Raw genomic sequence first — 14,521 nt, forward strand, 5'->3', positions numbered from 1 at the left:
GATATTGGTGATGACGAAGTTGAAGTAACTGAAATTATGGTTGCAGTTGGTGATAGCGTAGAAGAAGAGCAATCTATCTTAAACGTTGAAGGCGACAAAGCAGCTATGGAAGTACCGGCGCCGTTTGCAGGTACTGTTAAAGAGATTAAAGTAGCGACTGGCGATAAAGTTAAAACTGGCTCATTGATTTTTGTATTTGAAGTGGCGGGTAGTGCACCAGCTGCAGCACCTGCAGAAAAATCAGCACCAGCGCCTAAAACAGAATCTAAGCCGGCAGCTCAGGCTGAGTCAAAACCAGCAGCATCATCTGCTAAAGCAAGCTCTGAAAGCTTTGAAAACAATAGCGCTTATGCACATGCATCGCCAGTGGTTCGCCGTTTAGCACGTGAGTTTGGTATTAACCTTGCTAACGTTAAAGGCACGGGCCGTAAAAACCGTGTTGTTAAAGAAGACGTGCAAAACTATGTTAAGCAACTGGTTAAGCAAGTTGAGTCTGGTCAAGTATCAGCAGCTAAAGGCAATGCGGGTGGCGGTGAGCTTGGTTTAATTCCATGGCCAAAAGTTGATTTTGCTAAGTTTGGTGAAATAGAAGAGAAAAAACTCTCTCGTATTCAAAAGCTGTCAGGTAAAAACTTACACCGTAACTGGGTGCAAATTCCACATGTTACTCAGTTTGATGAAGCTGATATCACGAGCCTTGAGCAGTTCCGTAAAGAGCAAAATGCCCTTAACGAGAAGAAAAAGCTGGGTGTTAAAATTACGCCACTTGTATTTGTAATGAAAGCAGCTGCTAAAGCGCTTGCTGAGTTCCCTACATTTAACTCATCGATTTCAGAGGATGGCGAAAGCTTAATCCTTAAAAAGTACATTAATATTGGTGTAGCGGTTGATACGCCAAATGGCTTAGTTGTACCAGTGTTTAAAGATGTTGATAAAAAAGGCATTATTGAACTATCTCGTGAACTAATGGAAGTATCTGTTAAAGCGCGTGATGGCAAGTTAAGTTCATCAGATATGCAAGGTGGTTGTTTTACTATTTCAAGCCTAGGTGGCATTGGCGGTACGGCATTTACGCCGATTGTGAATGCGCCTGAGGTGGCAATTTTAGGTGTGTCAAAATCTGAAATGAAGCCTAAGTGGAATGGTAAAGAGTTTGAGCCTAAGCTAATGGTTCCACTTTCAATGTCTTACGACCATAGAGTGATTGACGGTGCACTTGCTGCACGCTTTACTGTTACTCTTGCAAGTTACATGAGTGATATACGCCAGTTAGTGATGTGATCACTACAGAGTGAGTAAAATCAAATCCCAGCCAGTTGTTTTTAGCTGGGATTTTTATCATTTGCAATGATACAATATTTGCACAAATGCCCTTTTCTGCCTTGCAGAAACATGGCAGTTAAATTTTGGGGCTGTGTCCCGTTCAAACAATAAAGGTAATAGCATGAGCAACGAATTAAAAACTCAAGTTGTTGTACTAGGCGGTGGTCCTGGTGGTTACTCTGCGGCTTTTCGCGCTGCTGACTTGGGCTTAGAAGTTACATTAGTAGAATCTCGCGAGACATTAGGCGGTGTATGTCTTAATGTTGGTTGTATTCCTTCTAAAGCACTTTTACACGTAGCTAAAGTGATTGATGATGCTGCAGAAATGTCATCTCACGGCGTTACTTTTGGCGCACCAAAAATTGACTTAGATGAAGTTCGTTCTTGGAAAGACTCTGTTGTTGGCCAGCTTACAGGTGGCTTAGACGGCATGGCTAAAATGCGTAAAGTAAAAGTTGTATCTGGTTACGGTAAATTTACTGGTAGCAACACTTTAGATGTTGAAGGCGCTGACGGTAAAACAACCATTACCTTTGATAACGCAATTATTGCTGCGGGTTCTAAACCTGTAAACTTACCTTTCATCCCTGAGGATGATCGCGTTATTGATTCAACGGGCGCGCTAGAGCTTAAAGATGTTCCTGAAAAGCTACTTGTTTTAGGTGGTGGTATTATCGGTCTTGAAATGGGTACGGTTTACCGTGCACTAGGTTCTGCAATTGATGTTGTAGAATTTGCAGACCAACTTGTTCCTGCTGCTGATAAAGACATCATTAAAATTTACCAAAAGCATGTTAAAGACAAGTTTAATGTAATGCTTTCAACTAAAGTAACTGGCGTTGAAGCAAAAGACGACGGTTTATATGTTACGTTTGAAGGCAAAAATGCACCGGCAGAGCCAGTACGTTACGACAAAGTACTTGTTGCTGTAGGTCGTACACCAAATGGTAACATGTTAGACGCTGATAAAGCGGGTGTGAATGTTGATGAGCGTGGTTTTATTAACGTTGATAAGCAATTACGTACTAACGTAGAACATATTTTTGCGATTGGTGACTTAGTGGGTCAACCTATGCTTGCGCATAAAGCGGTTCATGAAGGCCATGTTGCAGCAGAAGTTATCTCTGGTCAAAAACATTACTTTGACCCTAAGTGTATTCCTTCAATTGCTTATACTGACCCTGAAATTGCATGGGCGGGTGTAACTGAAAAAGAAGCGAAAGAGCAAGGTTTAAGCATTGAAACAGCTGTATTCCCTTGGGCTGCATCGGGTCGTGCTATTGCTTCTTCACGTACTGAAGGTTCTACTAAGCTTATTTTTGATAAAGAAAGCGGCCGTATTATCGGTGGTGCTATGATTGGTATTAACGCAGGCGAAATGCTGGGCGAAATCGGTCTAGGTATTGAAATGGGTGCAGATGGTGAAGACCTAGCGCTAACAATTCATGCTCACCCAACATTGAACGAATCAATCGGCCTTGCTGCTGAAATTTTTGAAGGTTCAATCACTGATTTACCAAACAAAAAAGCAGTTAAAAAGAAGAAGTAATTTCTTTTAGTTAATCGCGATAAAAAACCCAAGCCTCGGCTTGGGTTTTTTGTTTTTATAGCCTCAGCGTTTAGCAAAAGATTGTTCTATCTAGCGCAGCGTCTCTATGGTGCAAAAACAAAGACTAAAGCATATCGAGCTGCGAGTGCCGGGCAACAGGCAACGGGCTTAAAGCCTCAAAATTAAACCTGCGCGAGATAAATTCACGCCTGCAACATAAAAGTTATGCTTGCAAAAAGCTCGGTGTTTTATTTTACTAGCGCCCGCAGCCCGCAGCCCGCAGCCCGCAGCCCGCAGCCCGCAGCCCGCAGCCCGCAGATATCTATTTCCTTTTATTTTAGCTACAATGCGCAGCCATCAATTTATAGGTAAATACCCACAGTGACCCAGAGTTTAAAAAATTCAGTTTTAGCATTACGTGCTCAGCAAATAAGTGAATCTCGACGTGAGTTTAATGCCCGTGGTGGAAAAATGGATCGTTGTGAACAATGCTTAATTGCCAAGCATTACTGTATTTGTGAGGGCGCTGAGTACGCAAGCTGCAGCGCTGCAGTATGCTTACTTATGTATCATAATGAAAGTTTTAAACCGTCTAATACAGGGCGTTTAATTGCTGAAATAGTGCCTGATAATCACGCGTTTCGTTGGGATAGAACCTCCCCAGATCCTGCTTTATTGGCATTGTTGAATAATGATAAATATCAGCCTTTTGTGATTTTTCCGGCTGAAGATGTTGAAACTGATAGGGTGGTAACCCAGGTTGAAACGCATGCAGGTAAACAGCCATTGTTTATATTTTTAGATGGTACATGGCGAGAAGCTAAAAAAATGATTCGTAAGAGTCCTTATTTAGATAACTTACCTGTGCTGTCTATTACCTCAGAAAAACTCTCTGATTACCGATTACGTGTAGCGCCTCATGCTCATCAGTTAGGTACGGCAGAAGTGGCTATTATGGTATTAGCATTGGCTGGTGAAGTTGATGCGAGCACTAAATTAGAACAGCATTTTATTAAGTTTCGCGACGCTTATTTACTTGGTAAGCGTAACAAAGGCAGGCCCGAATAAAGTGCAGGGTATTAATACGAAAAAGCTGAATTTGACGCTTGAGTATAGCCTAAACATATATAATTTGGCTGACCGCTGACTTTCAGGCAAAAGAAAAGCGCGAACCATCTCTAGTCGCGCTTGCGGAATCTTCTAACTTTGTTGCATCCTGCAATTGAACCTAATCAACTCCAATTTTTACGATCCGTGTTATTACAATATTACTTTCTAGTTCTATGTAATATAGGCTATCCGGGCCTGTCTCCATAAATCCCTAAAACATCCTGTAAGGTAAAATCTATTACCAATCCTTATTGCACATCCGAGTGCATTCCCTTTGTTACCATTCCGTTGTGTTGCCTTTAAGGCCTGTCCTTTTTGTTCCCTATCCTTTATAAACAACTATTCCGCTGTTGTTATCCATTATGCATCATCCTGATGCTATCCCTTGTGCAATAATCCATTGCGATACTCATCCTGAGCCTGTCCTTAAATCCCTGTTATCCTAAAAACCAAACCTTGGTATTCGAGTAGTTAATCCGTTTCCATTTACTCGGTAAGCGTCGTTGCTTATTTATGGGTTAATTATAGAGAGTGATTTGCAGTAAATGTAGGATAAAACCGCTTATGGTTTATGTTCTTACAAATGAAATATTTATAAATTATTTAAAATACAATGGCTTGCTGTATTTATGGGGTGTTATGTAGGGTGTTTTTACTCATTTACTGCCATAAGCGTAAGAGATATCTTACAAGGGTTTTCTTTTTTGGGCGTATTTATCACTAAGTAATTATATAAAGTGTGCACTTTTTAGTTCATCGCGGTAAAATTAATGATAATAATTATTAGTCAGGTAAGAAAATATGAAAAAAACACTCGCGCTTGTTGTTGGGTTAATTATCTCAGCACCTGCTGTTGCAACCGATGTTGTGAATATTTACTCATTTAGACAACCTTTTTTAATTAAACCTATTTTAGATGATTTTACACAGCAAACAGGCATTAAAACTAATGTTGTGTTTGCTAAAAAAGGCCTAATCGAGCGTGTTAAGCGTGAAGGCAAGCACAGCAAAGCAGATTTAGTTTTAACGTCTAACTTTAGTGCGTTAATTCAATTAGAAGAGCTAAAGCTAACGCAAACTATTGATAGCGAGAAGGTTAATAAGAATGTGCCGGCTGCATTTCGTGATGGCGATGGTCAGTGGGTGGCGCTCACTAAGCGAGTGCGAAATGTTTACTCTTCAAAAGAGCGTTTAGGTCCATTACCTGAGCTGAGTTATGAAGATTTAGCCGAACCTGAATATAAAGGTCAAATTTGTACTCGCTCTGGTAAGCACCCGTACAACTTAGGGTTAGTGGCTTCCATGATTGCTCATCATGGTGAAGTCCAGACTAAAACATGGCTTGAGGGTGTAAAAGCTAATTTAGCGCGTAAGCCGCAGGGAAATGACCGTGCGCAAGTTAAAGCCGTTAAAGAAGGTTTATGTAATTTAGCTTTAGGTAACAGTTACTACTTAGGTAAAATGTTGCAAGATGAAGCGCAAAAACCGTGGGCAGATGCGGTTAATATTAATTTTCCAAACCAAACTAACCGTGGTTCGCATATTAACGTATCGGGTGCGGTAATTACTAAGTATGCTAAAAACCCTGAAAATGCCTTGAAACTTATAGAGTATATGACCGACAATAAGGCGCAAAATATGTATGCCTCGCTCAATATGGAGTACCCGGTCAAGCCAGGTGTTAAGCTTTCAAGTTTGGTTGCATCATGGGGAAGCTTTAAGGAAGACAGCTTACCGCTTGATGAAATTAGCAAATATCGTCCATTAGCCCTTAAGCTAATTGATGAGGTGAAGTTCGATCTTTAATGACTTATAAATTTCAGCTGTCGAAGTGGCAGCTTATTGCGTGGTCGACGGGTTTATTACTGTCGACCCCGTTGTTTTTTCTACTAGTAGAATCTTTACAAGGCGACTCAGAGGTATTTACCCACCTGTGGAATACCGTGCTGTGGGACTATATAAGTAATACCGTATTGCTGGTTTTAGGTGTAGGGTTACTTAGCTGCCTGATTGCGTTGCCACTGGGTTGGCTCACCGCTTATTGCCGTTTTCCTGGCAAACAACAGTTTGAATGGGCACTGATGCTGCCACTTGCCATGCCTACCTATATTATTGCTTATGTGTACACGGATTTGCTCGACTACGCGGGGCCGGTACAAATAACACTAAGAGAGTGGTTTGGTTGGCAATCACCCAGTGATTACTGGTTTTTTGATATACGCACTTTGCCAGGGGCTATCATCATGATTGCGCTGGTACTCTACCCGTATTTATATTTAATTTTTAAAACCGCACTACGTGAACAATCCTTTAAATTAGTCCAAGCAAGCCAATTAATGGGATTAAGTGCATGGAAAAGCTTTTTTAAAGTAAGCTTAGTGCTTTCTCGTGGCGCTATTGTTGCGGCACTTGCTTTGATCAGCATGGAAACTATGGCTGATTTTGCTACCGTTAGCTACTTTGCAGTCAGTACATTAACCACCGCAGTATACGATACTTGGTTTGGTTATTACTCATTAACTGCAGCAGCAAAAATTTCAGGGGTGATGTTGTTACTGCTATTCTTAGCATTGATCACCGAGCGTTTTAGCCGTCGTAACCAAGCTGTATTTGAACGTCAATCGAGTGTGAACAGTGAGGCACTTTATATTCTTAAAGGTAAGTCTGCATGGTTAGCAACGGGATTTTGTAGCCTTATTTTAATAATCTCATTTATTATTCCTATGTTTGTATTACTTAAATATGCAGTGATGTATTTTGACCAAGCGTGGAATAGTGAATTTTTTAGCTATGCATGGCAAAGTTTGAAAGTGGCCGCAGTAGTGAGTGTAGTGACTATTGTTTTGAGTGTTTTAGTGGTGTTTTATCAGCGCATTGCAAAACAAGCAAACCCACTTATACCTGGGCGTTTAGCAAGTACGGGGTATGCGTTACCAGGCACAGTATTAGCGATTGCGGTATTGTTGCCACTCACCCTATTAGAAAATACTATTAACCGCATTCTGACTCCTTATGATTTAGATATTGGTTTATTACTGACTGGCAGCTTACTAACGATTATTTTTGCTTATATAGTGCGGTTTTACGCCGTGGCTCATGGTGCCATAGAGTCAAGCTTTTCACGTATTAGCCCCTCGCTTGATATGGCAAGTCAGTCAATGGGGAAAAGCCAAGGCCGCACATTACGCTTAGTGCATTTGCCTTTATTGCGCCGAGGCTTATTAACCGCAGGTTTATTGGTCTTTATTGAGTGTATGAAAGAGCTGCCCGCAGCCTTACTGCTAAGGCCTTTTGACTTTGAAAGCTTAGCAACGCACGTGTTTCAATATGTCAGTGACGAACAATTAGAGCTGGCCTCTATATCAGCTTTATTTATAGTGGTGGTGGGCTTTATTCCGTTATATTTTATTAACCGTTCAATGGAGCAACGTAGTTAAATGAGTAGTTTGATTTTACAAGGCGTGAGCTATGCATATAACGGGACTAAGGTTGTAGATGATTTAGACCTAACCTTAGGTAAAGACGAAATAGTGTGTTTACTCGGTGCCAGTGGCTGCGGCAAAACCACCACGCTTAAAGCCATTGCAGGATTAATTGAGGCCAAGCAAGGACAGGTATTTATTGATGGTAAATTAGTCAGTGATGCCAATACGTTTGTGTCACCAGAGCATCGTAATATTGGTATGATGTTTCAAGACTACGCACTATTCCCACATTTAACGGTAGCGAATAATATTGGCTTTGGCCTAAGCGGTATGAGCAAAGCGGATAAACAGACTCGCGTGGATGAAATGTTAAAGCTTGTGCATTTGATTGGCTGCGCCGATAGGTACCCACATCAACTCTCTGGTGGTCAACAGCAACGGGTAGCGATTGCACGTGCATTAGCCTATAAACCCAGTTTACTCTTGTTAGATGAGCCGTTTTCTAATATTGATACCCAAGTCCGATTTGAATTAATCGCCGATATTAGGCGTATTATTAAAGCTCAGCAAGTGTCGGCAGTGTTTGTTACTCACTCAAAAGAAGAGGCGTTTGCATTTTCAGATACGCTTGCGGTTATGCATCAAGGTAAAATTGCGCAGCAAGGCACGCCAGAGCAGCTTTTTGCCAAACCAAGTTCAAAGGAGGTTGCAGAATTTCTGGGTCAGGGCATATACTTAAGCGCAACTGTATTAACAGCAACTGAATATAAAACACAGTTTGGTGTGGTTAAATCAATACTGCCACAGCAATGCGCAGTGGCTAAAAAGGGTGTTATTTATGTGCGCCCACATCAACTTGAACTTGCCAGTAATAATGATAACGAGCTGGAGTGTGAGTGCGTAACTATACTAAGTAGTCGCTTTATTGGCTCTGCTTATGTATACACTGTGGTTATTGCTGAACAAGAAATAGAAGTTGCAGCTCAGTATGGCCAGTCATTTGAAATTAATGAACAGGTTATAATAAAAATAAAACCGCACACGGTGAATTTTTTTGAATCGTAATTAATCACTGTGTTTTGCTCTAAAAAGTAAGGAATAACAATGGCGCAAGCGCAATCAGGGATTTGTGCTGAAGCAAACTTACACGGTTTGCACTTATTTTTTAATGTACTTGATGGTCACGACGAATCACTTCGCGCTAAGCTTAAACAAGTGAGCGATATTGAAGATGAGTTTAGTGATCAGTTCTCTGAATCTATGCTTTCTTGCATGGTGGCAATTGGCGCCCAATATTGGCCGCATATTTTACCTGACTTCATGCCAAGCGAGCTGCAAAGCTTTCCTAATATTACCCATAGCGACTTTGTTATGAGTGCAAGGCCATGTGATTTGTTTGTGCAAATCCGCTCGGATAGAGAGGACGTGAACCATTTGTTTGCACTACAAATACTCAAGCTATTCACCCCAGATGTTGAGCTAGTTGAGCAAATTCGTAATTTTCGCTTTTTAGATGGCCGAGACTTTAATGGTTTTATTTATGCGGGCGATACCCCACATGGCCGTCAAAAACGCGTAACGGCGTTAGTAAACAAACCTGATAGTTTTGAAGATCAAGGTAGTTACATTCATGTGCAGCGTTATAAGCACGACTTGAGCTTGTGGCAGCATTTGTCATTACATGAACAAGAGCAAATAATGGGTCGTACACGCCTTGATAATACCTTGCTCAGCCCCGCACTTGAAAGTAGCCATGCAACCCGCAGTGAATTAAAAGATGAACAAGGTCAGGCACTGTTACTCAACCAAAGCATGCCTTATGGCGATGTATATGAGCAAGGTATGTTAGTGATCACGTGCTCTGCTAAAGGGGATGCATTCGAAAAAGTGCTAACTAGCCGACTAGGGCAGGGGGAGGATTATGACCACTGGCTTGATTTTACTCAGGCGGATATGGGCTCTGCATTTTTTGCGCCTTCAGTGCGATTTTTAAAGCAGTTATAACAATTGTAAAACGGCTACGTAGTGATCATAGCCGTTTCAATTACAGCGTTAGTGGTTAAACTGTATCAAATAAAATACGCACACGCTCTAGTGTGAGGTCTATTTCTGAGATTTTAGCTGGTGCGATAAAAATAGTATCATCGCCGGCAATAGTGCCTAGTACACCGTCTGCTTTGCCTAATGAATCAAGTAAACGCGCAATGAGTTGAGCAGCCCCTGGGCTGGTGCGAATAATAATCATCATTTCGTTATGCATAATATCAATAACGAGTTGGCGCAACGGGCTCTTAGCGGTTGGTACTCCCATTTCGGCGGGTAAACAGTACACCATTTCTTGTTTTGCATTACGGGTGCGTACCGCGCCAAACTTACTTAACATTCGCGACACTTTACTTTGGCTAATATTATCAAAGCCTTGTTCTTTTAACGCATCAACTATTTCGCCCTGTGAGCCAAAGTTTTCTTCTTTTAAAAGTGCTTTAAAGGCTTTAACCAATGCTTCTTGTTTGTCTTGTGGTTGCATAGTGTCTAATTAGTTATGTAATAGATACTGCAAATTCTACACAAAAATGCATAATTATGCAGCAGTTGTTTGCTTAAGTTGCCATTTTGCTGCGTTTAAACAGCAAAGTTTACAACTATGGTCGAAAATATAGCTAAAATAAGCAGGATAAATTTGTTTTTAGTCGTTAATTTCTTTATCTTATGAACCACAAATATTTCCTACCTCAAATCACGGAGAATTCCAATGAAAGTTGCTGTATTAGGTGCTGCAGGCGGTATCGGTCAAGCGTTGTCTTTATTATTAAAAACAGGTTTACCAGCTGGCTCTGAATTATCACTATATGATGTTGCGCCAGTAGTTCCTGGTGTTGCTGTTGACCTTTCTCACATCCCAACAGATGTTAAAGTTGCAGGTTTTGGTGCTGACGATTTAGATAAAGCATTAACAGGTTGTGATATCGTTCTTATCCCAGCGGGTATGCCACGTAAGCCAGGTATGGATCGTGCTGATTTATTTAATGTTAACGCTGGTATCATCAAAACACTAGCAGAAGGCATTGTTGCTAACTGTCCTAAAGCGCTTGTGGGTATTATTACTAACCCAGTTAACGGCACTGTACCAATTGTTGCTGAAGTATTTAAAAAAGCAGGTACTTATGATGCTAAACGTGTATTCGGTATTACAACACTCGATGTGATCCGTTCTGAAGCGTTCATTGCTGAGCTTAAAGGCGTTGACGTAGCAAGCGTTAAAGTTCCAGTAATTGGTGGCCACTCAGGCACAACTATCCTACCGTTACTTTCTCAAGTTGAAGGTGTTACTTTCACTGATGAAGAAGTGGCTGCACTGACTCCACGTATCCAAAACGCGGGTACTGAAGTAGTTAATGCTAAAGCGGGCGGTGGTTCTGCAACATTATCAATGGGTGCTGCTGCTGCACGTTTTTGTATGTCTTTAGTTAAAGGCTTACAAGGTGAAGACGTTGTAGATTATGCATACGTTGCTGTTGAAAATGGCGATGCAGAGTACTTCGCACATCCAGTACGTTTAGGTAAAAATGGCGTAGAAGAAATTCTTTCTTACGGCACCCTAAGCGCATTTGAAGAGCAAGCAAAAAATGACATGCTTGAAACTCTGAAAAAAGACATTAAAGAAGGTGTTGATTTTATGGCGTAATAGCCAAAATTAACCCATAAAAAAGCCTGCACTTGCAGGCTTTTTTATTGCTCGGAATTATCTACACAGTATAACTTAGTGGTCGCGGTCAACCGCTATTCTAGCTAAGCTAATTAACGCTTGCTTGTAACTTGATTCAGCTAAGCAATCTAAACAAGCAATTGCTTTCTCTGCTTCTTGCTCTGCTTTTTGCATAGTGAACTCAAGGGCATTGGTATGTTTAAGTGCAGCGAGTATCTCATCTAGATGCTCCATACCATTACAGTGCTCAATAGCGTCTCTTATTAACTGTGTTTGATGCTCACTACCGTGTTGCATTGCATATATAAGAGGTAACGTCGGCTTACCTTCAGCTAAATCATCGCCAATGTTTTTACCAAGTTGATCGGCATCAGCGTTGTAATCTAAAACATCATCCACTAACTGAAAAGCAGTGCCTAAATGCATACCATACAAATTAAGTGCGTTTAATACACTGTCATCTTGCTCAGTAATAATAGCAGCTAGCCCGGTTGCAGCTTCAAATAACTTGGCGGTTTTAGAGTAAATAACCTGCATATAACTGGCTTCAGTAGTATCTGGGTCATTACAGTTCATTAATTGCAGCACTTCGCCTTCAGCAATAATATTGGTTGCATCGGCTAATACTTGCATTATCTGCATTTTACCAAGGCCTACCATTAGCTGAAACGAGCGAGTATAAATAAAGTCTCCCACGAGAACACTGGCGGCATTACCAAACTCGGCATTTGCTGTGGGTGTGCCACGGCGCAAGTTAGATTCATCTACTACATCGTCATGTAAAAGCGTTGCGGTATGAATAAATTCAATAATTGTTGCTAGCGTAATGTGATCTTTACCTTGGTAACCTAGCGCTTTAGCCGCCAAAATAGCCAACATGGGGCGAACACGTTTGCCACCGCTGTTAACAATATACAAACCAAGTTGATTAACTAACGCCACATCTGAGCGCATTTGCGCATGTATTAGTTGATTGACGTCATTCATATCGCTTTCGATTAACGCCTGGATAGCTTTTATATCCATTGATCTCCGAGCCAATTTTAATGTGTGAACGGCGCAGATTGTACAACAAAAAACGCATTAGCTCGATATTTTGTGATGATTCCTTAAAAAAACACCCTTAAGTAGGTTAAATGACCTATTAACTTGGTGAATAAATGATTAAACAGCGCGGTTTAAATTTGAATCATCCTTGACGGTTAATTGAACTGCGTGGGCTTGCTTTGCGATTGCTAATTTATTTTCTCTAACCGTTAAAAAGCGCTTGGCAAAGGGGGATTTTAATATAAAATAGGGGAAATATTGAATTGCTCTCAATGCAGCTACTTTTTATTCATTTAATTACAAAAAGAGGCTTGCTAGTTTTTTCGCATTAGCGTAAACTTCGCGCCCTATTGAAGAATATTTTAGTTGCGTCGATTTGAGGGCGCACAGACGGAGTTAATTATGTACGCGGTTTTCCAAAGTGGTGGTAAACAGCACCGTGTGACTGAAGGTCAAACAATTCGTCTTGAGAAATTAGACGTTGAAACTGGTGCAGCAGTTGAATTTGATTCAGTACTTTTAGTTGCTGATGGTGAGAAGATCGAGATTGGTGTACCGTTCGTAAACGGTGGTAAAGTAACAGCTGAGGTTGTTTCACACGGTCGCGGTGAGAAGATTAAGGTTGTTAAATTTAGACGCCGTAAGCATTCTCGTAAGCAAATGGGCCATCGTCAATGGTTCACAGAAGTTAAAATCACTGGCATTAGCGCTTAATTAGAGGTACTTAGAAATGGCACATAAAAAAGCAGCTGGTAGTACTCGTAACGGTCGCGATTCAGAAAGCAAACGCCTAGGTGTTAAGCGTTTTGGTGGCGAATCAGTTCTAGCGGGTAGCATCATTGTTCGTCAACGTGGAACTCGTTTTCATGCTGGCGCAAACGTAGGTATCGGTAAAGACCACACTATCTTCGCAAAAGCAGATGGTAAAGTTCAGTTTGAACAAAAAGGTCCTTTAAACCGTAAATACGTAACTATCGTAGCTGAGTAATCAGTAAGGTAGTTAAAAAACCCCGCCTTTGCGGGGTTTTTTGTTTTAAGCAGCTCTAAATATATACCCAAGTGTTTTTATGCTCAGTGTGCTCTATAGGCCACTTAGGTATATAATAGAGTTATTAACAAGCCAATCCCTAAAGTGAGTAATCATGAAGTTTGTAGATGAAGTAGAAATTCGCGCAGAAGCTGGTGACGGTGGCAGCGGCATCGTGTCTTTTCGTCGTGAGAAATATGTTCCAGATGGTGGACCTGATGGCGGTGACGGTGGAGACGGTGGTAGTGTTTATCTACAAGCTGATGAAAACTTAAATACCCTTATTGACTATCAATTCGAGCGTTTTCATAGAGCAGAACGCGGTACTAACGGTCAAAGCCGTAATTGTACTGGTAAAAAAGGTGAAGATCTGATTGTAAAAGTACCGGTAGGCACACGTATCATTGATGTTGATACACAAGAATCATTAGGGGATTTAACCCAAGATGGTCAACGAATTGTGGTTGCAAAAGGCGGTTTCCATGGCTTGGGGAATGCGCGTTTTAAATCAAGTACCAATCGTGCCCCACGTCAAAAAACACTCGGAACACCTGGTGAAGTACGTAACCTTAAGTTAGAGCTAATGCTGCTCGCTGATGTAGGTTTACTGGGTTTACCAAATGCCGGTAAATCTACCTTTATTCGCAGCGTATCGGCTGCAAAACCTAAAGTAGCAGATTATCCATTTACTACGCTTATCCCTAACTTAGGTGTTGTTCGTCCTGAAGCAAATAAATCATTTGTCATTGCCGATATTCCTGGCTTGATTGAAGGTGCATCGGATGGTGCAGGCTTAGGTATTCGTTTCTTAAAGCATTTAGAACGCTGTCGTGTGTTATTGCACATTATTGATGTTATGCCAGTTGATGGTTCAAATCCTGTTGATAATGCTTTTGCAATCATTAACGAGCTACATCAGTACAGTCCTAAGCTTGCTGAAAAGCCTCGCTGGTTAGTATTTAATAAAATTGACTTATTGCCAGAAGATGAAGCCAAGGCCTTATGTGAGCAAATTGCAGAAGAGTTAGGTGAGTCTGAAAATATTTATAGTATTGCTGCAATTAATAAATTGAATACTCAGCCATTAATTCACGACATCATGACGCTACTTGATAACATGCCTAAAGAAAAGTTTGTTGAAGTTGCAGACGAAGAGGTTGAATTTAAATGGGATACCTACCATCAAAAAGCCACTAAAGGCGATGATGATGACTGGGATGATTGGGATGAAGATGATTACGACGTAGAAGTTGTCTACGAGCGTTAATGATAATTGTATATGTTTAAAAGGAGCTAACGCTCCTTTTTTATTTTTTAATAATAAAGAATTAGGT

13 protein-coding genes are annotated in these 14,521 nt (G+C 40.9%); 11 read left to right on the forward strand and 2 right to left on the reverse strand.

Features of this window, described 5'->3' with window-relative positions; genetic code table 11:
- The 7 genes from aceF to CWB77_RS13250 all read left to right on the forward strand — a co-directional run.
- Positions 1-1,281, forward strand: a 1,281-nt coding sequence (gene aceF, locus CWB77_RS13220; protein WP_138623094.1) for a dihydrolipoyllysine-residue acetyltransferase, incomplete at its 5' end; no start/stop codon positions are given.
- A gap of 163 nt (positions 1,282-1,444) precedes the next feature.
- Positions 1,445-2,872: a dihydrolipoyl dehydrogenase gene (lpdA, locus tag CWB77_RS13225; RefSeq protein WP_008114944.1), complete on the forward strand. Its 1,428-nt coding sequence runs from the start codon at positions 1,445-1,447 to the stop codon at positions 2,870-2,872.
- Between the two features lie 381 nt (positions 2,873-3,253).
- Positions 3,254-3,940 (forward strand): tRNA-uridine aminocarboxypropyltransferase, encoded by a 687-nt coding sequence (locus CWB77_RS13230; RefSeq protein ID WP_138623096.1) that lies wholly within the window; start codon positions 3,254-3,256, stop codon positions 3,938-3,940.
- Positions 3,941-4,783: 843 nt separating this feature from the next.
- The gene (locus tag CWB77_RS13235; protein WP_138608996.1) at positions 4,784-5,788 is read left to right on the forward strand and encodes a Fe(3+) ABC transporter substrate-binding protein; all 1,005 of its coding nucleotides are present in this window, start codon (positions 4,784-4,786) and stop codon (positions 5,786-5,788) included.
- A complete protein-coding gene (locus tag CWB77_RS13240; protein ID WP_138623098.1) occupies positions 5,788-7,419 on the forward strand; it encodes an ABC transporter permease in 1,632 nt (543 codons plus the stop codon). The genes CWB77_RS13235 and CWB77_RS13240 overlap by 1 nt, the downstream gene beginning before the upstream one ends.
- Complete coding sequence (locus CWB77_RS13245; protein ID WP_138623100.1) at positions 7,420-8,472, forward strand: ABC transporter ATP-binding protein; 1,053 nt, start codon at positions 7,420-7,422, stop codon at positions 8,470-8,472.
- A 39-nt stretch (positions 8,473-8,511) separates the two neighbouring features.
- Positions 8,512-9,411, forward strand: coding sequence for a Dyp-type peroxidase (locus CWB77_RS13250; protein WP_076920080.1), 900 nt, complete (start codon positions 8,512-8,514; stop codon positions 9,409-9,411).
- A 55-nt stretch (positions 9,412-9,466) separates the two neighbouring features.
- Here CWB77_RS13250 and argR read toward each other — a convergent pair whose 3' ends face one another.
- Positions 9,467-9,934: a transcriptional regulator ArgR gene (gene argR, locus CWB77_RS13255; protein ID WP_008466460.1), complete on the reverse strand. Its 468-nt coding sequence runs from the start codon at positions 9,932-9,934 to the stop codon at positions 9,467-9,469.
- 225 nt (positions 9,935-10,159) lie between these two features.
- On the opposite strand from argR, the gene mdh reads away from it, so the two are divergent.
- Positions 10,160-11,092, forward strand: a complete 933-nt coding sequence (gene mdh, locus CWB77_RS13260; RefSeq protein WP_008466462.1) for a malate dehydrogenase — start codon at positions 10,160-10,162, stop codon at positions 11,090-11,092.
- A gap of 75 nt (positions 11,093-11,167) precedes the next feature.
- On the opposite strand, the gene ispB is transcribed toward mdh, so the two are convergent.
- Entirely contained in the window at positions 11,168-12,139 is a 972-nt protein-coding gene (ispB, locus tag CWB77_RS13265) for an octaprenyl diphosphate synthase (protein ID WP_008114958.1), read from the reverse strand.
- 423 nt (positions 12,140-12,562) lie between these two features.
- Between ispB and rplU the strand changes: the two genes are divergently transcribed.
- The 3 genes from rplU to cgtA all read left to right on the forward strand — a co-directional run bounded on the left by rplU (position 12,563) and on the right by cgtA (position 14,454).
- On the forward strand, positions 12,563-12,874 hold the full coding sequence (gene rplU / locus CWB77_RS13270; protein ID WP_004587921.1) for a 50S ribosomal protein L21: 312 nt from the start codon (positions 12,563-12,565) through the stop codon (positions 12,872-12,874).
- 16 nt (positions 12,875-12,890) lie between these two features.
- A complete protein-coding gene (gene rpmA, locus CWB77_RS13275) occupies positions 12,891-13,148 on the forward strand; it encodes a 50S ribosomal protein L27 (RefSeq protein WP_004587922.1) in 258 nt (85 codons plus the stop codon).
- A 154-nt stretch (positions 13,149-13,302) separates the two neighbouring features.
- Positions 13,303-14,454, forward strand: a complete 1,152-nt coding sequence (cgtA, locus tag CWB77_RS13280) for an Obg family GTPase CgtA (protein ID WP_055012496.1) — start codon at positions 13,303-13,305, stop codon at positions 14,452-14,454.
- Positions 14,455-14,521: the final 67 nt, after the last annotated feature.

Origin of the sequence: Pseudoalteromonas sp. S1610, from assembly GCF_005887465.1 — a bacterium.
Taxonomy (GTDB): Bacteria; Pseudomonadota; Gammaproteobacteria; order Enterobacterales; family Alteromonadaceae; genus Pseudoalteromonas; species Pseudoalteromonas undina.

Excerpts from the sequence above, each read along its gene's own strand:
- argR (WP_008466460.1), bottom strand. The coding sequence starts at position 9,934 with ATGCAACCACAAGACAAACAAGAAGCATTGGTTAAAGCCTTTAAAGCA.
- CWB77_RS13245 (WP_138623100.1), top strand. The coding sequence starts at position 7,420 with ATGAGTAGTTTGATTTTACAAGGCGTGAGCTATGCATATAACGGGACT.
- CWB77_RS13235 (WP_138608996.1), top strand. The coding sequence starts at position 4,784 with ATGAAAAAAACACTCGCGCTTGTTGTTGGGTTAATTATCTCAGCACCT.
- CWB77_RS13240 (WP_138623098.1), top strand. The coding sequence starts at position 5,788 with ATGACTTATAAATTTCAGCTGTCGAAGTGGCAGCTTATTGCGTGGTCG.
- rpmA (WP_004587922.1), top strand. The coding sequence starts at position 12,891 with ATGGCACATAAAAAAGCAGCTGGTAGTACTCGTAACGGTCGCGATTCA.
- rplU (WP_004587921.1), top strand. The coding sequence starts at position 12,563 with ATGTACGCGGTTTTCCAAAGTGGTGGTAAACAGCACCGTGTGACTGAA.
- CWB77_RS13250 (WP_076920080.1), top strand. The coding sequence starts at position 8,512 with ATGGCGCAAGCGCAATCAGGGATTTGTGCTGAAGCAAACTTACACGGT.
- cgtA (WP_055012496.1), top strand. The coding sequence starts at position 13,303 with ATGAAGTTTGTAGATGAAGTAGAAATTCGCGCAGAAGCTGGTGACGGT.
- lpdA (WP_008114944.1), top strand. The coding sequence starts at position 1,445 with ATGAGCAACGAATTAAAAACTCAAGTTGTTGTACTAGGCGGTGGTCCT.
- ispB (WP_008114958.1), bottom strand. The coding sequence starts at position 12,139 with ATGGATATAAAAGCTATCCAGGCGTTAATCGAAAGCGATATGAATGAC.
- mdh (WP_008466462.1), top strand. The coding sequence starts at position 10,160 with ATGAAAGTTGCTGTATTAGGTGCTGCAGGCGGTATCGGTCAAGCGTTG.